Source organism: Arthrobacter sp. BG5, from assembly GCF_056680155.1.
In genome coordinates this window covers 1971244-1991670 of sequence record NZ_CM155268.1, presented here as the reverse complement: position 1 = coordinate 1991670, position 20427 = coordinate 1971244, and the positions used below count along the sequence as shown (strand labels likewise).

Here is a 20427-nt window from a genome sequence, read left to right as displayed (position 1 = left end):
AGAGGCAACCGGCCGAGCCGGCACGCTTCAGTTCCTCGACACGGCCAGTGTAGTGACCGGCCGCACAGCGCGTCCATGATTCCGCGCCCCGCTGCAAGAGTTGGCCGCCGGCACCGATAGGATTTCCCTGCGGGCACCTCCCGCCTACTTGCCAAAGGACGCCATGACTCAGACCAATGCCGCGCAGGACACCACCGTTCAGCCTAAGCGCGCCGCCGTGATCGTCAATCCCATGAAATCCTCCGGCGAGGACTTCAAAGCAGCCTTTTACCGGCTCTGCGAAACGGAGGGCTGGAGCGAGCCGCTTTGGCTGGAGACCACGGCCGAGGACACCGGCCTGGGCCAGGCGCGGGAAGCGCTCGCGGCGGGGGTCGACGTCGTGATTGCTGCCGGCGGCGACGGAACCGTCCGCTGCGTGGCCGAGGTTCTTGCGGGCACCGGGACGCCCATGGGCCTGGTTCCAATGGGCACCGGCAACCTGCTGGCCCGCAACATGAACGTCGACATCAGCGACCCGGTGGCGGCCAGCTACGACATCCTCAACGGCGCGGACGTCAAGGTGGATGTGGTCAAGGCGACGCTGGACCACAGCCAGGACGAACAGCTCTTCCTGGTCATGGCCGGCCTTGGCTATGACGCGGCGATCATGGCCAACACCGTGGACGAACTCAAGGACCGGGTGGGCTGGCTCGCCTATGTGGAGGCCGGCATCCGGCACCTGCCCGGCAAGCCGGTGCGGGTGAAAATCAGCGTCGACGGCCAGCACCCGGTCCGCCGCCGGATCCGCAGCGTGATGGTGGGCAACTGCGGCAAAATCACCGGCGGGGTGGAGGTCTTTCCGGACGCCAGGCTGGATGACAACATCCTCGACGTGCTGCTCCTGGCCCCGAAGGGCAAATTGGGCTGGTTCAGCGTGCTGGCGGGCATGTTCGGCCGAAAGAACGGCAAGAACAAGTCGGTGGAGTATTTCGCCGGGAAGACCGCGGAAATCAGTCTCGAGCACGAACTGGAGTTCCAGCTTGACGGCGACCACATCGGTAAGGCCAAGCACCTCAGGGTCGAAGTGGAGCACGAGGCGCTGACCATCCGGATGACGCTGCCTCCGAAGCTGTCCTAGCTCCCGTGCGCCGAAGCCTGCCGGTAGGCGAGGATCTCGGCAAGGACGGCCAGCCGGTGCGCCCGCGCCGATTCCGCAGGGGTGGGCGGCGAGGCTCAGGGCACCGGTCTGTCCGTCGGCCATGGCTTCATCTCCCCATCGTGTCCGCCGGCTGTTTCGGGGCCGTTGCGGACAGGTGAAGATTGTCGCCCGGGAGCGGCCCGGGACGGGCGCCGTCGTCCGCGTGCTCAGCGGTTCCTCCGCTTCCGGCCAGGCCGGCCAGCAGGTCGCGGATCTCCGCGAGCAGCGCGGTGTCCGCCGGGAGTGGCTCTTCCTCGGGTTCCTGGGTGGCCAGCCGGTGCTTGACCATCCTGTTGAGCCGGTTCATCGGCGCCACGAAAATGAAATACACCACCGCCGCGGTGATCATGAAAGTCACGAACGACGTGATGACGGCGCCGATGTTCACGAAAGTCTTGGAGTTTCCGGGCCAAATGGCGAAGCCGAGCCCGTCGGCGTGGACGCCGCCCGTCGCGGCGACGATCGGGTTCACGATGTTCGTGGTGAAGGCCGTGACCAGTGCGGTGAAGGCCGTGCCGACGACGACGGCGATGGACAATTCGATCACGTTGCCGCGCAGGATGAAGTCCTTGAATCCTTTGAGCATGGAGTCCTCTGAAATGGTGCGGGGTGGGTGGTTCAACCGATAGACGCTACCACCCCACGCGCCTGCCGTTTCTTCCGTTGAATGGAAGATAAGACCGGTTCGGCAGCGGATCCGGCGTACGATTCAGGGGGATGCCAGTGCCGCCGTCGTTTCCCGTTCGACTGCAAAGGAAAGCACATTCCACCTGTGAAGCCCGCGAAACTGCTCGCCGAGATGTTCACCATGGCTCCAGCCAACAAGGACCACCAGGCCGCGATCCGTTGCGCCGTCGGCGTCTTCGTCCCGCTGATCACGCTGCTGTTGCTGGGCCGGTTGGATCTGGCCATTTTCGCCTCTTTCGGCGCCTTCGCCGGGATCTACGGACGGAACGAGCCCCACGGCCGGCGGTTCGTGCTGCAGCTGCGCGCCGGCTCGCTCATGCTCGCCGTGATCCTGCTGGGTGCCCTGACCGCCCGCGCCGGGTCAGCCTTCGCGCTCACGCCGTCCGCCACCACCTGGCTGCAGGTCCTCGCAACCACGCTGGTGGCCGGCGGCTGCTCCCTGGTCGTGGCCTGGTGGCGGCTCCGCCCGGCCGGATCGTTGTTCCACATCTTCGCTTTCGCGGCCATCGCCTCGATCCCCAGCCAGCCGCCGCTCTGGCAGGGAATGCTGGTGGCTGTCCTGACCGTGGCGTTCTCGCTGCTGGTCGGCCCGTCCTCCCGGGTGGCACCGGGCCGCCGCCAGCCGTGGGCATGGCCCCGGCGTGTCCGGCTGACCGCCGAGGAGCGCCGCGTGGCCTGGCTCGAAGCGGTGGGCTACCTCGTCGCGGCCGGGCTGGCCGGCGCCCTCGCCACCCTGGCCGGCGAATGGCTCGGCTTCGGCCATAACTACTGGGCCATGGTGGCCGCCGTCGTTCCGCTGGTGGGACACAGCACACGCCACCGCATCAGCCGCGGCGTGCAGCGCATTATCGGCACCGCGCTGGGGCTGGTGCTCCTGGCCGCAATCCTGCTGCTGGAGCCGGCCCCTTGGCAGACCGTGCTGGTCATTGCCGCCTGCCAGTTCGGCGCCGAGATGTTCATCGCCCGCCAATACATGCTGGCCCAAATCTTTGTTACCCCGCTGGCGTTGATCTCGACCCTGCTGGTGGCTCCGGTGCCCGCGGGAGTCCTGCTGCGGGACCGTTTCCTGGAGACCGTCATCGGAGCGGCAGTCGGCGTCGGCGTCGTGCTGGCCCCGGCCCTCTGGCGCCGGCTGGCCCCACAGCCCAAGTAGCTCGCAGTAGGGGACGGGCGGCGGTGGCCGTTCAATGGAAGACTGGTCCCAGGCAGACAACAGTTCGCAGGAGGCGGGACACGTGGCTAATTCCGGGTCGGGGGACTCCGTTGTGGACCGCGTGGTGCGCCTGCTCGAGGCCTTCCCCGAGGGCTCCGCGGCCCTGCAGCTCTCCGACCTCGCGGACCGGGCCGGCCTGCCGCTGACCACTGCGCACCGGCTGGTCCGGCAGCTGGCCGGGCACGGCCTGCTCGAGTTGGGCGACGCCGGGTCGGTTCGGCTGGGGTTGCGGCTGTGGGAACTGGTCAACCGGAATTCGCCGACGCTTGCCCTCCGGCAGGCGGCGATGCCGTTTATGGAGGACATCCAGCAGGTGCTGAACCAAAACGTGAACCTGGCCGTGCTGGACGGCTGGGACGCCCTGTTTGTGGAGCGGCTGTCCCGCCGCGGCTCGGTGGCGAACCGCGCGAAGATCGCCGGACGGATGCCGGTGCACCTCTCCTCCGCCGGGGTGGTCCTGATGGCCCACCAGCCGGCCGCCGTGCAGTCCGCGTACCTGCGCCAGTTCAGCGATCCCGCGGGCCAGCTCCGGCCCGGTGACCTTCGAGCCCTCCTGGCCGAAGCCGCCGGCCAGGGGTTTGCCCAGCTGGCCGGGGTGGTGGATCCCGATACCTGGGGAATCGCCGTCCCGGTGCGGGACAGCAGGAAGCGGACCGTGGCGGCGCTCGGCGTCGTGGTCCCGCTGCGCGAGATGCGCCTGCAGGCGCTGGTGCCGGCGCTGCAGACAGCGGCGCGGGGCATCGGACGCCGGCTGGGGGACTCCCGCGCGGCCCTTGATTTCCGTTCAATGGAAGACGTGTAACCCGGATCACTCCTCCGGGGGCACACTGTTAGCCAGAAGACCGATCCGGTCCGGAATTGGCGCGTGCACCCGCCACGCGGTTCCGGACCCGCAACGAAGCGAGGACACCATGGCAGCCCGAAAAGTCATCACCACCCAGGTGGCCATCGTCGGCGGCGGCCCCGCCGGGCTCATGCTCTCCCACCTGCTGGCCAAAGAGGGCATCGAGTCCACCGTGGTCGAACTGCGGAGCCGGCAGGAAATCTCCGAAACCGTCCGGGCGGGCATCCTCGAACACGGTACGGTCAACCTGCTCGTGGACAGCGACGTCTCCGACCGGGTGCTGCGCGACGGCGACCGACACGACGGCATCGAACTGCGGTTCAACGGCGAAAGCCACCGCATCGACTTCCAGGACTTGGTGGGCGAGTCGGTCTGGCTCTACCCCCAGACCGACGTCTTCAGGGACCTCGCCGCGCGCCGGGAAGCCGACGGCGGCGACGTCCGGTACAGCGTGACGGAGACCAGCATCCATGACATCGAAGGTTCGCCGAGGGTGTGGTTCACGGACGCCGACGGCACCGAGTTCGAGCTGCAGGCCGACTTCATCGCCGGCGCAGACGGCTCGCGGAGCCACTGCCGGGTCCAGATCCCCGAGGCGGACCGAAAGTGGTACTTCCACGAGTACCCCTTCGCCTGGTTCGGCATCCTGGCCGAGGCGCCGCGCAGCTCCGATGAACTGATCTACGCCAACTCGGATAACGGTTTCGCGCTGATCAGCCAGCGCACCGAGACCGTGCAGCGGATGTACTTCCAGTGCGACCCGCACGAGAACGTCAACGACTGGAACGACGAGCGCATCTGGGAGGCGTTCCGCAGCCGCGTCAACGGCAACGGCTTCGAACTCAAGGAAGGCCCGGTCATCGACAAGACGGTGCTCAAGTTCCGCAGCTTCGTGCACGCGCCGATGCGGCACGGCAAACTGTTCCTGGCCGGCGACGCCGCCCACACCGTCCCGCCGACCGGCGCCAAGGGCCTCAACCTGGCCATCCACGACGTCCGGGTGCTGTTCGAGGGCCTGGACAGCTTCTACAAGACCGGGTCCACCATGCTCCTTGACCTGTACAGCGACCGCGCCCTGGACCGGGTCTGGAAGGCGCAGCATTTTTCCTACTGGATGACCTCCATGTTGCACACCCCGGCCGACGCCGACGACTTCGCCCGCGCCCGCCAGCTCGGCGAACTCAATTCCGTGGTGTCTTCGCGGCACGGCCGCGCCTACCTGGCCGAGGCCTACACCGGCTGGCCCGCAGGCCGCTAGGAGCCCCGCCGGCTCCGGCAGCTGGGCAGATTTCCGTCGACAGCACCCCGGGCCAGGACTAGCCTTAAACCGTCCCAGCATGCCCGACAAGGACGACGGAGAGGTGTCCGATCATGGGAACCGCAGAGAATGTTGAATTGGTCCGGCGGGGGTACGAGGCCTTCAACGCAGGGGATATGGCGACCCTCAGCGAGCTGTTCGCGGAGGACGCAGTCTGGCACGTGGCCGGAAGCGGCGTGCTATCGGGAACGAAGCAGGGCCGCGACGCGATCCTGGCCTACTTCGGCGAACTGGGAGCGCGCACCCAGGGTAATTTCCAGGCCAATGTCGCGGACATCGTTGGCGGGGAAAACCACACGGTCGCGATCCAGCAAACCAACGCTGAAAGCAACGGCAAGACACTGGACATGGGCAACGTCATCGCGTTCGTGGTCCGCGACGGAAAGATCGCTGAGGGCCGCGAGTACTCCACGGACACCGCCACGTGGGACGATTTCTGGGCCTGACGGGCCACGGGCCGCGGCGTTGCCGCTGCCGTCGGCCCGGACCTGCCGTAGACGAGGTACATCGTCAAGCCGGTGAGCACCATCAGCAGCAGCTGATTATGCCTATCGAATCGATAGTCTCCCGGACTGCGTCGGTGCGGGCCGTAGACTCGGGGCATGGAAAATGTGGCAGTCGTCGGGGGCGGCATTGCGGGGCTGGCGCTCGCCGCGCACCTTGATCCCGGCCGCTTCCAGGTGACGATTTACGAACTGCGCGAAGAGTCGCCGTCGGTGGAGACGTCCCTGGCCATGTGGCCGGAGGCCCAGCGTGCCCTGCACAGGATCGGCATCCTTCCGGCCGTCCGTGCGGCCGGCTCAACCTTTGAACAGATGGCGCTGCGGGACGGCTTCGGGAACGTTCTGTTCAAGTCCCCGGGAGTCGGCCTCACCGGCGTCTCACGGGCGGACCTGCTCCGGCTGCTGGACGCCGCGGTGCCCGCCTCAGCGGCCAGGGCCTTCGGCGCGGTGGCCACCCTGCCCGGGGCGGACCTCGTGGTCGGCGCCGACGGGGTGCACAGCGTTGTGCGCCGGAGTGTCTGGGGCGAGCACGCCAGTGCCAGGCTGAGTCCCTACCTGGCACTGCGCGGAGTCATCGGGGAGCCGGTGCCGCCCGGAGGCGGCGGTGAATACTGGGGCCGCGGGCAGTTGTTCGGCATCGCCCCCGCCTCCCGCGGCAGGACCTACTGGTACGCCTCCTACCGCTCGGAGCTGGGGCCCGGCGGCATCGACGTCGAGGAGGCGCTGGAGTTGACCCGCACGCGTTTCCGGGGCGGGGCTCCCGCCGTCGTCCGCGTCCTGGGGGCTGCTGAGCCGGCGGGGACGCTGGCGCAGCGGGTGTGGACGGTGCCGTTTCCGGGCAGCTACCGGCGGGAGCGGGCGGTGCTGGTGGGCGACGCGGCGCACGGCATGACACCCAACCTGGGACGCGGCGCATGTGAGGCGCTGATCGACGCCGTCACCCTCGCGGAGCTGCTCAACACGAGGCCCATCCCGGCGGCACTGCAGGCCTACACCAGGCAGCGGCTGTTGCGCAGCCAGGCCCTGCGAGTGGCATCGTCCGCCATGGCACGGCTGGCGCTCGCGGAAAGTGCCCAACCGCTGCGCGACCGCCTGCTGCGGCTACCCGCCCGACGCACTGGCGCTGCCGCCGTCGATCGCTGAGAACCTAGGCCATCGCGGTGTGCGCGGCGCTGTGCGAATCGATCCGCTTCGCGTAGCAGTACGAGTGCTCGACGCCGATGTACGGGCCGAAGTTCGGCACGGCCACAAAGCCCGAGTTCTGGTAGAACTGCCGCCCGTCGGTCTGCACCGACCCCGCCTCCGCGGTCAGGGTGGTGATGCCCAGGGCGTGGGCGTGCCCCTCCAGCGCCGCCAGGATGGAACTGGCCACGCCCGAACCGCGGGTGTACGGCAGCACGTAGAGCCGCTTGATCTCGGCGGTGTGCTCGTCCAGCAGCCGCAGCCCGCCGCAGCCCACGGGCTGTCCGGAGCCCTTCTCGTAGGCGAGCAGGAACACGGCGGTGTCGGCTTCCGACGGCGGTGGCCCCGCCTCGTGCGCGCTGTGGCCGAAGCGGGCATCCAGTTCCGCCTGCTGGGCTGCCCGCAGGTCGGCGCCCACGGGGTTGGTCCAGGGGACCTGCCGGATGTTGAGCCGCGGATTGGTCTGCATCGCTGCCTCGCTTCGCCGAAGGGTTATGCAGACCAAGGCTATGGAGCGGCGGTTTCGGTGGTGTTTCCTGCAGGTAAGGGTTCTGCGAAATCACCGCCGGCGCCTCAGGCGGGGCGGCCGGTGGGATCCTCCGCCGTCGGGTCCGCCAGGGTGAGCCCGCCCACCGGGCTGTCATCCCAGTGGATCAGGCGCCAGCCGGCGTCGGGGTCTCCCTCCAGCGCCACGATGCCGGTATTCGCCAGCACATGCCGCGCCGCGAACTCCGCCTCGACATTGGACGCGCGCAATCCGGTCCAGACCCGGATCGCGGCACCGTGGCTGACGACGGCGACGGCAGCGCCGTCGTCGCCGGCGGAGGCTGCGGCGGCGATCCGGGCGATCGAGGCGTCGTAGCGTTCGAAGAAGTCGTGGCCGCTGGGGCCGGAAGGCATCCGCCGGTCCAGTTCGCCCGCGGTCCAGGCGAAGACGGTGCCGAGGTAGCGCAGGTGGGATTCACGGTCGGTGAGCTTCTCCAGCGCCCCGGCTTCGATTTCCCGCAGCCCCTCCAGCACCTCGATGTCCAGGCCGCGGGTGGTGGCGAGCGGGGTAGCCGTGAGCTGGGTGCGGATCAGGGTGGACGCGTAGAGCAGGCCGATCCGCTCGTTTGCCAGGGAACGGGCCAGCGCCTGCGCCTGGCGTTCACCGAGTTCGGTCAGGCCCGGTCCCGGATGTGCGGTGTCCAGCTGGCCGAGGACGTTGCCCGGGGTCTGGCCGTGGCGGATCAGCAGAAGCCTCATGGCAGCGATTTTACCGGCTGCGCTCTGCCCTGCCGGCGCTGTCCGAGCTCAGGGGATCCTGACCGTGGCCTGGATCGGGGCGTGGTCGCTGGGGTACCGGTCATCCAGCCGGAAGGTGTTAACCGCTGCCTCGGCAACCTGGATGTCCGGCGTGACGGCGATCCAGTCGATCCGGCTTTCGCCGATGACCGGGTCCTTGTAGTTCGGGAACGTCCCGTACTCCGGGGTCAGCCGCTGCTTCGCCACGGCCCAGGAGTCCCGGAAGGTGCCGCTGCCCACCAGGGTGCTGTAGGCCCCGGAGGCGCCGGCGTCGGCGTTGAAATCGCCCATCAGGACGGTCGGCAGGCCGGAGCCGACCTTGGTGGTGTGCTCGACGATGGCATCCGCGCTGCGCAGCTGCGCGTATTCGGACTCGTGGTCGAAGTGGGTGTTGACCACCATCAGCTCGCGTCCGGTGCAGTTGTCTTCGAACCGGCCCCAGGTGGCGATCCGGGTGACGTCGTTGCCCCACGTCGCCGAGCCGGGGATATTGGGCGTGTCGGAGAGCCAGAACTGATCCCAGGTCCGCAGTTTCAGGCGGCGGGAGTCGTAGAAAATGCAGGAGTGCTCGCCCCGGCTGCCGCCTTCGCGGCCGTGGCCGATCATCCGGTAGCGCTCCGGAAGGGCCCCGCCGATCACCGCCAGCTGGTGCTCCAAGCCTTCCTGGATGCCCAGCACCTCCGGCAGTTCCTCCGCCAGGACGGCCCGCAGTGCCGGAACGCGCTCGGGCCAGTAGTCGGCTTGCCCCGGCAGGGTCGCCGCGATGTCACAGCGGATGTTGAAGCTCATCAGGCTCAACGCCGCCGCGTCGGCGGCCGCGTCGGTTGAGACGGGGGCGGCGGCCGCGTCGGCGGGGCCGGGGTCGGTCAGAACAGTCCGTGCTGTCGACGGAGAGTCGCTCGGCAAGGGGTCTCCTCGGGTCGGTAACAGTCCCAGCTTCCTGGCGAAAGCTGGCCAGTCTTCGACGGCTGCGTAAACGGCGGCCTGCCGGAAGGTGAATTCAGGACCTCCCGGCTACGCCAGGTGGTCGACCAGCTTGTCCGCGATGCCGGTGTACTTGCCCGGGGTCAGGGCCAGGAGCCGCGCCTCGGCGTCCGCGGACAGGCCCAGGCCCTGGACGAATTCCTGCATCCGCGCGGCGTCCACCCGCTGCCCGCGGGTCAGGTCCTTGAGCCGTTCGTACGGGTTTTCCATACCGGCGACGCCGGCGATGGCCTCCGCGCGCATGACCATCTGGATCGCCTCGCCAAGGACCTCCCAGTTGGTGTCCAGGTCCCTGGCAAGGACGTCTTCCGCGACGTCCAGGCGGTCCAGGCCCTTGGCCACATTGGAGATGGCCAGCAGCGAGTGGCCAAAGGCCACGCCGATGTTGCGCTGCGAGGAGGAGTCCGTGAGGTCCCGCTGCCAGCGGGAGGTGACCAGGGTGGAGCCCAGCACGTCCAGCAGGCCGGAGGAGATCTCCAGGTTGGCCTCCGCGTTTTCGAAGCGGATCGGGTTGACCTTGTGCGGCATCGTGGAGGAGCCCGTGGCGCCGGCCACCGGGACCTGCGCGAAATAGCCGATCGAGATGTAGCTCCAGATGTCGGTGCACACGTTGTGCAGGATCCGGTTGAAGCGCGCGACGTCGGCGTACAGCTCCGCCTGCCAGTCGTGGCTCTCGATCTGGGTCGTGAGCGGGTTCCAGGCCAGGCCCAGGCCCTCCACGAAGCTCTTGGCGACCTGCTCCCAATCGGCGCCCGGGACGGAAGCGACGTGGGCGGCGTAGGTGCCGGTGGCGCCGTTGATCTTGCCGAGGTATTCGGTCCGGGCGATGCGGTCCAGCTGGCGGGTCAGCCGGTGCGCGATTACGGCCAGTTCCTTGCCGAGCGTGGTGGGCGTGGCGGGCTGGCCGTGCGTGCGCGAGAGCATCGGCACCGCACGGTTGGCCTCGGCCATCGCGCTGATCTGAGCGACGAGCTTCCGGGCTGCCGGTAGCCAGACGTCCTCCACGGCGCCCTTGATGCCCAGCGCGTAGGAGAGGTTGTTAATGTCCTCGGAGGTGCAGCCGAAGTGCACCAGCGCGGTCAGGTGCTCGATCCCGATGCCGGGGAGCCGGCGGCCAATGTAGTACTCCACGGCCTTGACGTCGTGCACCGTCACGGCCTCGATTTCGGCCAGTTCGGCAACCGACGCGGCGTCGAACTCGGTGACGACGGCGCGCAGCTGCTCCTGCTGCTCGGCGCTCAACGGTCCGGCGCCCGGCAGCACGTTGTTGCTGGTCAGGTGGATCAGCCACTCAACCTCGACGGCGACCCGGTCACGGTTGAGGGCGGCCTCGGAGAGGTAATCGACCAGCGGCGCGACCGCCGACTGGTAGCGGCCGTCGAGCGGGCCGAGCGCGATCTGGTGGTCGGACGCGGCGAGGGCCAGGCGTCCGGACGGCGTGCGGGTCTCAGCTGTGGCGGCAGTTTCAGGCATAGTCCGATTCTTTCACGAAGTGCCGCCGGGCCTTAAGTGGGCCATCCCCGTATGACATTGCGTCCCGGCCGTGCGGATGCGCCGCCGGCGCGGGCCCGCCGGTTGTCCACATAGCCGTCCCGGCCGCTTCCGGCGCCGGCCGCCGGTGCCTAGCGTCGAACCGGGACAGAACCACGAGCGAAGGGAGCCCCGTCCATGAGCGGCACGGTGACGGCAGCGGAGGCGGCGGCTTGCGCCTCACGCAGCTACGAGGTCCAGCAGTTGGCTGCCAGGGTTGCGGTGTGCGCCGAGCAGGCAGGCGCCGTGCTCGCCACGCTGAGCCGGTTGGAACTCCAGACCTGGCAGTCCCCCGCCGGCCGCGCCTACCGGACCACGCTGTCGCTACAGGCCGCCTCGTTGCGGCGGGGCCGGGACGGGCTGCAGGACGCGACGGCAGTGGTCCTGCGGCACGCCCAGAACGTGACGCTGTCGTCCGGCCGCCCGGGATACTGATGCCGGAAATCACCCCGGCGGGCTCCGGAGAAGTCCCCCGCCCGTCCGCGCCGCCTCCGGACGGGATGCTGCGGATCCGCGGCGGGATCGGCGGCCTCAGCTTCCAGTTCGAGGAACTGCTCGCCGGCGCGGCGGCGCTGGACGGTGTGGTGCGCGAGCTGTACGCCCTGGAGGCAGAGGCCGACGGCGTCCGCCGGGCGCTGTTCGACTACCAGTCCGACTCCTACCGCAGCGGCAGCAACGCCATCATCGCGGTCGGGGAGGCCGGCCGGGACGTCGGCCGTGTCCGGGCCGAATTGGAACACATCGCGGCCCAGGTCCGCGCCTGCCACCGGGAGTACGAATTCACCGAAGCCCGGAACGCCCTGCTGCTCCGGATAGGGGTCTCCGGCCCGGAGTACGGATCCGCCCTGCGGCCCTTCGAACTCCCCGGCGTCCGCGACCAGGTCGAACACGGGATGGCCATGGCTCCCGGTGGCCTGGCCCTGTTGCTGGGGCTGCCCGTTCCGCTGGCCGGGGCCGTCGGCATACTCAGCGGCCCTGCCGAGGTCCGCCACGCGATCCGGGGGCTCTCGACAACGCCCGGGCTGGAGTTCCTGAAGCCGCGGCCGGTCACCATTGTCGGCAGCGAAACGGCCGTCGCGAACGTTGACCTGTCCCCGGCGGGCCTGCTGCGGCGCGCGGAAGCGGTTGGCCGGACCAGCGGCGACATTGAAGTCATCCGGGTCGACGGCGGCAACCGGCGCGCCTGGACGGTCATCCTGCCGGGAACCCAGCTCGGCGGCCTGCCCGAGGGAACGAACCCGTTCGATGCGGCGGGCATCGCCGAAGGACTCGGCTACGACTCGCAGGCGACGGCCGGTGCCATCCGGCAGGCCCTGCGGCAGGCCGGCGCGGAGACGGGCGAACAGCTCGCCGTCGTCGGCTACAGCCAGGGAGGCATCCATGCCATGAACCTCAGCAGGGACAAAGCCCTTCTGGCCGAGTTCGACCTCAAGTTCGTGCTGACCGCCGGTTCCCCGGTCGGCGGCATCATCCCGGAGCCGGGGATCGGGAGCCTGCACCTGGAGCACCAGCACGACTGGGTGCCCGGAGCCGACGGGCTGGCCAACGCGGACACCAAGGACCGGGTGACCGTCACCTTGACCAATGAGCTGGTCATGCCGCCGCCGCAGGATTTTGGCCTCGGTCCCGGCCACCGGCTGGAAAACTACGCGGATGGAGCGGAGGCCGTCTCGGCGAGCCGGGATCCCTCGCTGCAGGCGTCCACCGCGGCGCTGGCGGCAGTAGTCGGCGCGGGCGGCACTGCGACGGTGACCAGATTTTCCTTGCGCCGCGAGGCGCTGCCCGCGCAGGGCGTGGTCACGGCTCCGGGACCGGACCGCCGGGCCGGCCAGCCGCCCTCGGTCCGGTCCGCGCCGCGGACAGGACCGGCCGCGCAACCGGTGCCGCTGGGCGTGGCCGGCTAGCGCCGGCGGCCGCCCGGCAGCCTGCCGGCAACCAGGGACACCACGGTAATGATGATGGCGGCGAAGACCGCGGTCCAGAAGAAGGAATCGATGGTGAAGTGCACCGGCGTGTAAGCGCTCAGCCAGGAGGTGAGGTAGAGCATCGCGGCGTTGATGATGATGGTGAACAGCCCCAGCGTGAGGATGGTGAGCGGCAGCGACAGCAGGCTCACCAGCGGCTTGACGAGGGCGTTGACGATCCCGAAGATGAGCCCGATGAACAGGTAGGCCAGGATGATCCCGATCGCATCCGTGCCCTGCGTAACGCCGCTGTTGGCCACGGCCCCGGTCGTGGCGGAAGTGGAGATATCCAGCCCCGGAAGGATCCAGCTGGCAATCCATAGGGCCAGTGCATTGACGATGACCCGCACGAAGAGTGAGCGCATGGCCCCATGCTGTCACATCGCCCGACCTTCCGGCAGGAGGGCGAAGTAGGCTAAGGGGCATGACTTCATCAGACAACCCGGCCGGCGGGATCCGCCCGCGGCCGGTGGTAGACCTGCTCCCCCGTTACGCCGCCGGCAAACCGCCGGTGCCCGTCGACGGACTCGTGAGCTACAAGCTGTCCTCCAACGAGAACCCCCTGCCCCCGATTCCTGCAGTGCAGCAGGCCATCGCCGCGCAGACCGACTTCAACCGCTACCCGGACCCGCTGAGCAGCAAACTGCGCGGGGCGCTCGCCGACTTCCTGGACGTTCCGGCTGAGGACATCGTTACCGGCGCCGGCAGCCTCGGCGCCCTCAACCAGCTGCTGGCCACCTTCGCCGGCCAGAACGACGACGGCAAGGCCGACGAGGTCATCTACGCGTGGCGCTCCTTCGAGGCGTACCCCATCAGCGTGGGCCTCGCCGGCGCACAGAGCGTGCAGGTCCCGCTGACTTCGGACGGCCGGCACGACCTGGACGCGATGGCGGCCGCCGTGACGGCCCGTACCCGGATGATCCTGCTGTGCACCCCGAATAATCCCACCGGCCCCATCCTCACCACAGAGGAGACCGAGCGGTTCCTCAGGACGGTCCCGTCGGACATTGTGGTGGTCATCGACGAGGCCTACCAGGAGTTCGTCCGGGCCGAGGACGCCGTCGACGGCATCGAGATGTACCGCAAGTACCCCAACGTCGTCGTGCTGAGGACCTTCTCCAAGGCGCACGGGCTGGCCGGCCTGCGCGTGGGCTACAGCGTGTCCCAGCCGGACCTCACGCAGCACCTGCGTGTCACCGCCACACCGTTCGCGGTTTCCCAGATCGCCGAGGTAGCGGCCGCCACCTCGCTCCAGCACTTTGGCAAGGTTGTAGAAAGGGTACAAAGCCTGGTCGACGAACGGGACCGCGTGACCGCCGGGCTGCGCGAATTGGGCTGGTTTGTGCCGGACGCCCAAGGTAACTTCGTCTGGCTCAATCTGGGCGACAACAGTGCCGAATTCGCGGCGCTGGCGGGGGAGCGGGCACTGTCTGTCCGCGCCTTCGGCAACGAGGGGGTGCGGGTGAGCATCGGCGAAGTCGAAGCCAACACCCGATTCCTGGAGTTGTGTGCGATCTATACAAAACCCCCGCAGCGTTCCTAGCGCTTAACACGAAACCCGCCGGCAGCGGCCTGCGGATAAAGTAGGGGACGAGTAAGCCAACATATATGCCGGGCCAGGAATGCATGCCCGGTCCGGCATATATCCCAGCGATTGCGGCGCATTCGGGTGCGGCAGGCAAGGAGACGGTATGGGCGCCACACATCTGCCCGCTACCGAGTTCGACGGAACCGAAGTGGATGACCAGCTCGAGGCGCAGGCCGAGGCCGTGCTGGGCGATCCGGATGTCCCGATGGTCCAGCTGCTAAGCCCGGACGGCAGCATGGGCACCGATCCGGTGTTCTCCGAGTACGCCGCACGGCTCGACGCCGAAAAACTCCGCGGCTTCTACGCCGACATGGCGAAGATCCGCCGCTTTGACGTCGAGGCAACCGCGCTCCAGCGGCAGGGCCAGCTGGCCCTGTGGGTCCCGCTCACCGGCCAGGAGGCGGCGCAAATCGGGTCCGGCCGGGCGAGCCAGCCGCAGGACTACATCTTCCCCACCTACCGGGAGCACGGCGTCGCACTGACCCGCAACGTCGACCTCGCCGAGCTGCTGCGCCAGTTCCGCGGTGTCTCCAACGGCGGCTGGAACCCCAAGGACACCAACTTCCACCTCTACACCCTGGTCCTCGCCGCCCAGACGCCTCACGCCGTCGGCTACGCCATGGGCATCCAGCGGGACCAGAAGCTGGCTGCGGCCAACGCTACCGAAGGGGACGCGGCCGGAGCGCAGGAGCCCAAGGCCGCCGTCATGGTCTACTTCGGTGACGGCGCCAGCTCCGAGGGCGATGTCCACGAGTCCATGGTGTTCGCCTCCTCGTACAACGCGCCCGTGGTGTTCTTCTGCCAGAACAACCACTGGGCCATCTCCGTGCCCACCGCCGTCCAGACCCGCATTCCGCTCTCCAACCGCGCCAAGGGCTACGGTTTCCCCGGCATCCGGGTGGACGGAAACGACGTAATCGCGGTGCACGCCGTCACCGAGTGGGCCCTTGAGCGCGCCCGCGAAGGCAAGAGCCCGGTGCTGATCGAGGCCTTTACCTACCGCGTCGGCGCGCACACCACCGCCGACGATCCGACGAAGTACCGCGGTTCGGAGGAGGAGGCGCAGTGGCGGGCGAAGGATCCGCTGGACCGGCTGGAGAAGTACCTCCGCGCCGAAGGCTTCGCCGACGACGCCTTCTTCGAACAGGTCAAGGCGGACGGCGACGAACTCGCGGCCTACGTCCGCAGGACCATCCATGACCTGGGCAGCCCGGATATCCGGACGGCCTTCGCCAACACCTACGCCGAGGCGCACCCCCTGGTGGCCGAAGAGCTGGCGTGGTTTGAGCAATACAGCGCGGGCTTCGCCGACGAGGCGGAAGCGCCCGGGCCGGACAGCGCGGCAGATGCAGACGGAGCGGTGCGCCGATGACCACCATGACCATTGCCAAGGCCATCAACGAAGGCCTCCGCGCCACCCTGGCCAACAACCCCCGCACCCTGCTGATGGGCGAGGACATCGGGCCGCTGGGCGGCGTCTACCGCGTCACCGACGGCCTGATTGGCGAGTTCGGCGCAGACCGCGTGGTGGACACCCCGCTGGCGGAGTCCGGCATCATCGGTACCGCAATCGGGCTGGCGCTCAGCGGCTACGTGCCGGTCTGCGAGATCCAGTTCGACGGGTTCGTTTTTCCGGGCTTCAACCAGATCACCACGCAGCTGGCGAAGATGCATTCGCGCAGCAACGGCAACCTCACCGTCCCGGTCGTCATCCGCATCCCCTACGGCGGCGGCATCGGCTCGATCGAACACCACTCGGAATCCCCGGAAGCACTGTTCGCCCACACCGCCGGACTGCGCATCATCACCCCGTCCAACCCGCATGACGCCTACTGGATGATCCAGCAGGCCGTCGACTGCCTGGACCCGGTGATCGTCTTTGAGCCGAAGCGGCGCTACTGGCTCAAGGGCGACGTCGACACCGACTCCCCGGGCCAGTCCGCGGACCCGTTCAAAGCCCACGTGCTGCGCGCCGGGACCGACGCCACCGTGGTGGCCTACGGCCCGCTGGTCCCCGTGGCCCTCGCCGCTGCCTCGGCTGCGGCCGAGGACGGCCACAGCGTCGAGGTGATCGACCTGCGCTCCATTTCGCCGATCGACTTCGACACAGTCACGGCCTCGGTCCGGAAAACGGGCCGGCTGGTCGTGGCGCACGAGGCGCCGACGTTCGGCGGCATCGGCGGCGAAATCGCCGCCCGCGTCAGCGAGCGGGCCTTCCACTCCCTCGAAGCCCCGGTCATCCGCGTCGGCGGCTTCCACATGCCCTACCCGGTGGCGAAGGTGGAAGAAGACTACCTGCCGGACATCGACCGCATCCTTGAGGCGCTGGAACGCGCCCTCGCCTACTGACGGGGATCTCCATGACCGTAAACAAGTTCAACCTTCCCGACGTGGGCGAGGGCCTGACCGAGGCAGAAATCGTGTCCTGGAAGGTCAAGGCCGGCGACACCGTCGCCGTCAACGACGTGCTGTGCGAAATCGAGACCGCCAAGTCCCTCGTGGAGCTTCCCTCGCCGTACGCAGGCACCGTCGCCGAGCTGCTCGTCCCGGAAGGCGTGACCGTCGACGTCGGGACGCCGATCATCAGCGTCTCCGACGCCGACGCGCCGACGGCTGCCCCGGCCGCTAACCCGGTGGTGCCGGCCGTGGCTGCCCCCGCCCCGGCCGCCACCCCTGCTGCGCCGGCTCCCGCGGCGCCGATGTACGGAAAGCTGGAGGCGTCCGACGCCGAAGAGCCGGCAGGGCCCCCGGCCGGCGGCCCGCTGGTCGGTTCGGGGCCCAAGGCCGACGCCGTCAAGCGTCGCCGCCGGATCGCCGCGCCGTCGGCCGCCACCCCCGCAGTCCCAGCCGCCCCCAGGGCGGCCCCCGCCTCGGCGGCCAACCCCGCCCCCGCCGTCGAGGCCCACGACATCTGGATCAGCCCGGACGCCCTCTCCCACGCCGAACGGAACGCCGCCGCTGCCGGGACCATCGACCAGCGCCCGACACTGGGCGGGGCCATCACCGGCCTGGTCAACCGGGTCCTGGCCAAGCCCCCGGTCCGGAAAATCGCCCGCGACCTCGGCATCGACCTGGCCGACGTCGTGCCCACCGGCGCGCGCGGCGAGGTTACCCGGGAGGACCTGGTCAGCTACCAGGCACAGCGCGACGCCGAGCTGGACCAGGCGGACTCGTTCTGGGGCACGACCGGCCGTCCGCAGGAACAGCGGATCGAGCGCATCCCGGTGAAGGGCGTCCGGAAGGCCACCGCCCGGGCCATGGTCGAGTCGGCCTTCGCGGCCCCGCACGTGAGCATCTTCGTGGACGTCGACGCCAGCCGCACCATGGAGTTCGTCAAGCGGCTCAAGGCCTCCCGCGACTTCGAGGGCATCAAAGTATCGCCGCTGCTGATCCTCGCCAAGGCCGTGATCTGGGCCGCGGCGCGCAACCCCAGCGTCAACGCGAGCTGGGTGGATGCCCAAGACGGCAGCGACACGGCGGAGATCCACGTCAAGCACTTCATGAACCTCGGCATCGCCGCCGCGACCCCCCGCGGCCTGATGGTGCCGAACATCAAGAACGCCCAGGACCTGTCGCTCAAGGAACTTGCCCTGGCACTCAACGAGCTGGCCACCACCGCCCGGGCGGGCAAGACCCAGCCGGCGCAGATGCAGGGCGGAACCCTCACAGTCACCAACATCGGCGCCCTGGGCATCGACACCGGCACGCCGATCATCAACCCGGGCGAGGTCGCGATCGTGGCCTTCGGCACCATCAAGCAAAAGCCCTGGGTGCTCGACGGCGAAGTGATCCCGCGCTGGATCACCACGCTGGGCGGCTCCTTCGACCACCGGGTGGTTGACGGGGACCTCTCGGCCCGCTTTATGGCCGACGTCGCGTCCATCCTGGAAGAGCCCGCCCTGCTGCTGGACTGAGGTGCGGTGGGGGCGCGCCGGGCGGGAACGTCGCCGGGGGAAGCCCGGTCCGGCCTAGCTGCCGGCGAAAGAGGCGAGCAGCTGGCTCATGGCCGGGTCGCTGCCCCCGGCGGCCACGGCAACGGCGGCGGCAAACACCACGCCGGCAAAACCGAAACTGGCGGCGGTGACGGCCCCGAGGAATTTCCAGTCCTCGCGCAGCACGCTCCGGACGGTGGCGGGCATCCGGAGGGCGGGGGAGATCAGGTTCGGGGCGCTGTCCACGGAGCCGTCGTCGAGGTAGGCGACCACCCGGCCGGCGGCACGGTCGACGCGCATGGTGCTGATGTGGTTGCCGTGCCGGGCCAGGAGGATGTCGTGGCCGACGAGCTGGCGGCGCTGAAGAGTGGGCATGGTGCCTCCGGAGGAAGTGGGCGGATGGGACTGTCCGCACCATCGGGGGCACCCCCAATTTTACCGGCGCGCCGCGGGCCGGGCCGGCAAAAACGGGGTGAGACTGCCCACGAGGGGTGGTGACGGGGGACAAGTCGGCGGAATCCTGTCCGGAAGCTGTGCGGCGGGATTAGAGTGGCACCAGCCGCCGCCGAGCCGGCGAACGCCGATCAAAGGAGATTTTGCGTGTTCTCGAGCCCGTTCCCCGCTGTAGATATTCCCGACGTCAGTCTCTACGAGTACCTTTTCGGCGGTCTGCAGGAGGCGGACCTGGACCGGGTCGCCGTCGTCGACGGCACCAGCGGCGCGGAAACCAGCTACCGCGAGCTGCGCGACCGGGTCAACGCGCTCGCTGGTGCTGTCGCCGCGCAGGGGCTGGGCCTCCACGGCGTCGCCGCCATCCTGTGCCCGAACATCCCGGCGTTCACGGTTGCGTTCCACGGGCTGCTTCGGGCCGGAGCCACCGTCACGCCCGTCAATTCGCTGTACACGGCCGACGAGATCGCCAAGCAGCTCACCGACGCCGGCGCCAGCTGGCTCTTTACGGTCTCCGCGCTGTTGCCGGCCGCCCGGGAAGCGGCCGGCAAGGCCGGCATCCCCGCAGAGCGGCTGGTGGTGCTCGACGGCGCCGAGGGCCACCCCTCGTTGGCGGATCTGCTCAGCAGCGGCGCCCCGGCCCCGGACGTCAGTTTCGACCCTGCCACCCACGTCGCCGTGCTGCCCTACTCCTCGGGGACCACCGGACGGCCCAAGGGCGTGATGCTCAGCCACCGCAACCTGGTCGCGAACGTGGAACAGTCCCGCGGGCTACTCAAGGTGCGGCCGGACGACCGGTTACTGGCACTGCTGCCGTTTTTCCACATCTACGGACTGACAGTGCTGCTGAACCTGGCCCTCCGGGAGCGCGCCTGCCTGGTCACCATGCCGAAGTTCGACCTCGCGGAATTCCTGCGCATGGTCCAGGACCACAAATGCAGCTATCTCTTTATCGCCCCGCCGGTGGCAGTGGCGCTGTCCAAGCACCCGCTGGTGGCGGACTATGACCTCAGCTCGGTGCACACCACACTTTCCGGCGCGGCACCGCTGGACGGCGAACTGGGGGCGCGGCTGGGCGAGCGGCTGGGTTGCCGGGTGCTCCAGGGCTACGGCATGACGGAGATGAGCCCCGTCTCGCACCTGATCCCGGTCGACGCGACGGACGTTCCGGTCAGCTCGGTGGGCTACACCGTCCCGAATATGGACTGCCGGCTGGTGGACCCGGCCACGGGGGAAGAAATCGAGGTCCCCGCGGAGGGAACCAGCGCGCCGGGCCACCTGCTGTGCCGGGGGCCGAACGTGATGCTGGGGTACCTGAACCGGCCAGAGGAAACGGCGGACACTCTCGACCCGGACGGCTTCCTGCACACCGGGGACGTCGCCACGGTGCGGGCGGACGGGGTGGTCTCGATCGTGGACCGGCTCAAGGAGCTGATCAAGTACAAGGGCTACCAGATCGCGCCGGCCGAGCTTGAGGCCCTGCTGCTCACCCACCCCGGCATCGCCGACGCTGCAGTGGTCGGAACCGCCGACGCCGACGGCCAGGAAGTGCCGATGGCCTTTGTCGTGCGCCAGCCCGGCGCAGCCGGCGATCAGCTGGACGCGGCCGCCGTGGAGGAATTCGTCGCCGCACGCGTGGCACCGTTCAAGAAGATCCGGCGGGTGGAGTTCATCGAGGCCGTGCCGAAGTCCTCCTCCGGCAAGATCCTGCGCCGGATGCTTAAAACGGCAGAGCCGGCGCCCCAGCCCTAGGCGTACTGCCCTGACTGCG

20 protein-coding genes are annotated in these 20427 nt (G+C 69.1%); 13 read left to right on the top strand and 7 right to left on the bottom strand.

Annotated elements, in window-relative coordinates; translation table 11 throughout:
• Positions 1 to 163: 163 nt before the first annotated feature.
• Positions 164 to 1117 (top strand): diacylglycerol/lipid kinase family protein, encoded by a 954-nt coding sequence (locus AC1MBE_RS09170; RefSeq protein ID WP_479777532.1) that lies wholly within the window; start codon positions 164 to 166, stop codon positions 1115 to 1117.
• 127 nt (positions 1118 to 1244) lie between these two features.
• Here AC1MBE_RS09170 and mscL read toward each other — a convergent pair whose 3' ends face one another.
• Positions 1245 to 1799 (bottom strand): large conductance mechanosensitive channel protein MscL, encoded by a 555-nt coding sequence (gene mscL, locus AC1MBE_RS09165; protein WP_479777530.1) that lies wholly within the window; start codon positions 1797 to 1799, stop codon positions 1245 to 1247.
• A 177-nt stretch (positions 1800 to 1976) separates the two neighbouring features.
• Between mscL and AC1MBE_RS09160 the strand changes: the two genes are divergently transcribed.
• From AC1MBE_RS09160 to AC1MBE_RS09140, 5 genes are all read left to right on the top strand, one after another.
• Positions 1977 to 3017: an FUSC family protein gene (locus AC1MBE_RS09160; RefSeq protein WP_479782551.1), complete on the top strand. Its 1041-nt coding sequence runs from the start codon at positions 1977 to 1979 to the stop codon at positions 3015 to 3017.
• A gap of 82 nt (positions 3018 to 3099) precedes the next feature.
• Entirely contained in the window at positions 3100 to 3879 is a 780-nt protein-coding gene (locus AC1MBE_RS09155) for an IclR family transcriptional regulator (protein ID WP_479777528.1), read from the top strand.
• 109 nt (positions 3880 to 3988) lie between these two features.
• Positions 3989 to 5179: a 4-hydroxybenzoate 3-monooxygenase gene (locus AC1MBE_RS09150; protein ID WP_479777526.1), complete on the top strand. Its 1191-nt coding sequence runs from the start codon at positions 3989 to 3991 to the stop codon at positions 5177 to 5179.
• A gap of 113 nt (positions 5180 to 5292) precedes the next feature.
• A complete protein-coding gene (locus AC1MBE_RS09145; protein ID WP_479777523.1) occupies positions 5293 to 5685 on the top strand; it encodes a nuclear transport factor 2 family protein in 393 nt (130 codons plus the stop codon).
• Positions 5686 to 5841: 156 nt separating this feature from the next.
• On the top strand, positions 5842 to 6885 hold the full coding sequence (locus tag AC1MBE_RS09140; protein ID WP_479777521.1) for an FAD-dependent monooxygenase: 1044 nt from the start codon (positions 5842 to 5844) through the stop codon (positions 6883 to 6885).
• 4 nt (positions 6886 to 6889) lie between these two features.
• Here AC1MBE_RS09140 and AC1MBE_RS09135 read toward each other — a convergent pair whose 3' ends face one another.
• The 4 genes from AC1MBE_RS09135 to purB form a co-directional block, all read right to left on the bottom strand.
• Entirely contained in the window at positions 6890 to 7393 is a 504-nt protein-coding gene (locus tag AC1MBE_RS09135) for a GNAT family N-acetyltransferase (RefSeq protein WP_479777519.1), read from the bottom strand.
• 104 nt (positions 7394 to 7497) lie between these two features.
• Positions 7498 to 8169: a histidine phosphatase family protein gene (locus tag AC1MBE_RS09130; protein WP_479777517.1), complete on the bottom strand. Its 672-nt coding sequence runs from the start codon at positions 8167 to 8169 to the stop codon at positions 7498 to 7500.
• Positions 8170 to 8217: 48 nt separating this feature from the next.
• Entirely contained in the window at positions 8218 to 9114 is an 897-nt protein-coding gene (locus tag AC1MBE_RS09125) for an endonuclease/exonuclease/phosphatase family protein (RefSeq protein WP_479777515.1), read from the bottom strand.
• A gap of 108 nt (positions 9115 to 9222) precedes the next feature.
• Positions 9223 to 10665: an adenylosuccinate lyase gene (purB, locus tag AC1MBE_RS09120; RefSeq protein WP_479777513.1), complete on the bottom strand. Its 1443-nt coding sequence runs from the start codon at positions 10663 to 10665 to the stop codon at positions 9223 to 9225.
• Positions 10666 to 10860: 195 nt separating this feature from the next.
• Between purB and AC1MBE_RS09115 the strand changes: the two genes are divergently transcribed.
• Both AC1MBE_RS09115 and AC1MBE_RS09110 read left to right on the top strand, forming a co-directional pair.
• Positions 10861 to 11157, top strand: coding sequence for a hypothetical protein (locus AC1MBE_RS09115; protein ID WP_479777511.1), 297 nt, complete (start codon positions 10861 to 10863; stop codon positions 11155 to 11157).
• Positions 11157 to 12626, top strand: coding sequence for a hypothetical protein (locus AC1MBE_RS09110; protein WP_479777509.1), 1470 nt, complete (start codon positions 11157 to 11159; stop codon positions 12624 to 12626). Before AC1MBE_RS09115 ends, AC1MBE_RS09110 begins: the two co-directional genes overlap by 1 nt.
• Here AC1MBE_RS09110 and AC1MBE_RS09105 read toward each other — a convergent pair.
• Positions 12623 to 13051, bottom strand: coding sequence for a phage holin family protein (locus tag AC1MBE_RS09105; RefSeq protein WP_479777506.1), 429 nt, complete (start codon positions 13049 to 13051; stop codon positions 12623 to 12625). The two genes, AC1MBE_RS09110 and AC1MBE_RS09105, sit on opposite strands and share 4 nt — an antisense overlap.
• Positions 13052 to 13110: 59 nt before the next feature.
• Here AC1MBE_RS09105 and AC1MBE_RS09100 point away from each other — a divergent pair, with 59 nt between their 5' ends.
• The 4 genes from AC1MBE_RS09100 to AC1MBE_RS09085 all read left to right on the top strand — a co-directional run bounded on the left by AC1MBE_RS09100 (position 13111) and on the right by AC1MBE_RS09085 (position 18188).
• On the top strand, positions 13111 to 14229 hold the full coding sequence (locus AC1MBE_RS09100) for a histidinol-phosphate transaminase (protein WP_479777504.1): 1119 nt from the start codon (positions 13111 to 13113) through the stop codon (positions 14227 to 14229).
• Between the two features lie 148 nt (positions 14230 to 14377).
• A complete protein-coding gene (gene pdhA / locus AC1MBE_RS09095) occupies positions 14378 to 15646 on the top strand; it encodes a pyruvate dehydrogenase (acetyl-transferring) E1 component subunit alpha (RefSeq protein ID WP_479777502.1) in 1269 nt (422 codons plus the stop codon).
• Entirely contained in the window at positions 15643 to 16623 is a 981-nt protein-coding gene (locus AC1MBE_RS09090) for an alpha-ketoacid dehydrogenase subunit beta (RefSeq protein ID WP_479777500.1), read from the top strand. The genes pdhA and AC1MBE_RS09090 overlap by 4 nt, the downstream gene beginning before the upstream one ends.
• A gap of 11 nt (positions 16624 to 16634) precedes the next feature.
• Positions 16635 to 18188: a dihydrolipoamide acetyltransferase family protein gene (locus AC1MBE_RS09085; RefSeq protein WP_479777498.1), complete on the top strand. Its 1554-nt coding sequence runs from the start codon at positions 16635 to 16637 to the stop codon at positions 18186 to 18188.
• A gap of 54 nt (positions 18189 to 18242) precedes the next feature.
• Here AC1MBE_RS09085 and AC1MBE_RS09080 read toward each other — a convergent pair whose 3' ends face one another.
• The gene (locus tag AC1MBE_RS09080; protein ID WP_479777496.1) at positions 18243 to 18581 is read right to left on the bottom strand and encodes a hypothetical protein; all 339 of its coding nucleotides are present in this window, start codon (positions 18579 to 18581) and stop codon (positions 18243 to 18245) included.
• Between the two features lie 225 nt (positions 18582 to 18806).
• Here AC1MBE_RS09080 and AC1MBE_RS09075 point away from each other — a divergent pair, with 225 nt between their 5' ends.
• A complete protein-coding gene (locus tag AC1MBE_RS09075; protein WP_479777494.1) occupies positions 18807 to 20408 on the top strand; it encodes an AMP-binding protein in 1602 nt (533 codons plus the stop codon).
• The last annotated feature ends 19 nt before the right edge of the window (positions 20409 to 20427 follow it).

What these genes read in the sequence shown, in the direction of transcription:
- AC1MBE_RS09170 (WP_479777532.1), top strand. Translation starts at nt 164, where the DNA reads ATGACTCAGACCAATGCCGCGCAGGACACCACCGTTCAGCCTAAGCGC.
- AC1MBE_RS09160 (WP_479782551.1), top strand. Translation starts at nt 1,977, where the DNA reads ATGTTCACCATGGCTCCAGCCAACAAGGACCACCAGGCCGCGATCCGT.
- AC1MBE_RS09150 (WP_479777526.1), top strand. Translation starts at nt 3,989, where the DNA reads ATGGCAGCCCGAAAAGTCATCACCACCCAGGTGGCCATCGTCGGCGGC.
- AC1MBE_RS09145 (WP_479777523.1), top strand. Translation starts at nt 5,293, where the DNA reads ATGGGAACCGCAGAGAATGTTGAATTGGTCCGGCGGGGGTACGAGGCC.
- AC1MBE_RS09140 (WP_479777521.1), top strand. Translation starts at nt 5,842, where the DNA reads ATGGAAAATGTGGCAGTCGTCGGGGGCGGCATTGCGGGGCTGGCGCTC.
- AC1MBE_RS09135 (WP_479777519.1), bottom strand. Translation starts at nt 7,393, where the DNA reads ATGCAGACCAATCCGCGGCTCAACATCCGGCAGGTCCCCTGGACCAAC.
- AC1MBE_RS09130 (WP_479777517.1), bottom strand. Translation starts at nt 8,169, where the DNA reads ATGAGGCTTCTGCTGATCCGCCACGGCCAGACCCCGGGCAACGTCCTC.
- purB (WP_479777513.1), bottom strand. Translation starts at nt 10,665, where the DNA reads ATGCCTGAAACTGCCGCCACAGCTGAGACCCGCACGCCGTCCGGACGC.
- AC1MBE_RS09115 (WP_479777511.1), top strand. Translation starts at nt 10,861, where the DNA reads ATGAGCGGCACGGTGACGGCAGCGGAGGCGGCGGCTTGCGCCTCACGC.
- AC1MBE_RS09110 (WP_479777509.1), top strand. Translation starts at nt 11,157, where the DNA reads ATGCCGGAAATCACCCCGGCGGGCTCCGGAGAAGTCCCCCGCCCGTCC.
- AC1MBE_RS09105 (WP_479777506.1), bottom strand. Translation starts at nt 13,051, where the DNA reads ATGCGCTCACTCTTCGTGCGGGTCATCGTCAATGCACTGGCCCTATGG.
- AC1MBE_RS09100 (WP_479777504.1), top strand. Translation starts at nt 13,111, where the DNA reads ATGACTTCATCAGACAACCCGGCCGGCGGGATCCGCCCGCGGCCGGTG.
- pdhA (WP_479777502.1), top strand. Translation starts at nt 14,378, where the DNA reads ATGGGCGCCACACATCTGCCCGCTACCGAGTTCGACGGAACCGAAGTG.
- AC1MBE_RS09090 (WP_479777500.1), top strand. Translation starts at nt 15,643, where the DNA reads ATGACCACCATGACCATTGCCAAGGCCATCAACGAAGGCCTCCGCGCC.
- AC1MBE_RS09085 (WP_479777498.1), top strand. Translation starts at nt 16,635, where the DNA reads ATGACCGTAAACAAGTTCAACCTTCCCGACGTGGGCGAGGGCCTGACC.
- AC1MBE_RS09080 (WP_479777496.1), bottom strand. Translation starts at nt 18,581, where the DNA reads ATGCCCACTCTTCAGCGCCGCCAGCTCGTCGGCCACGACATCCTCCTG.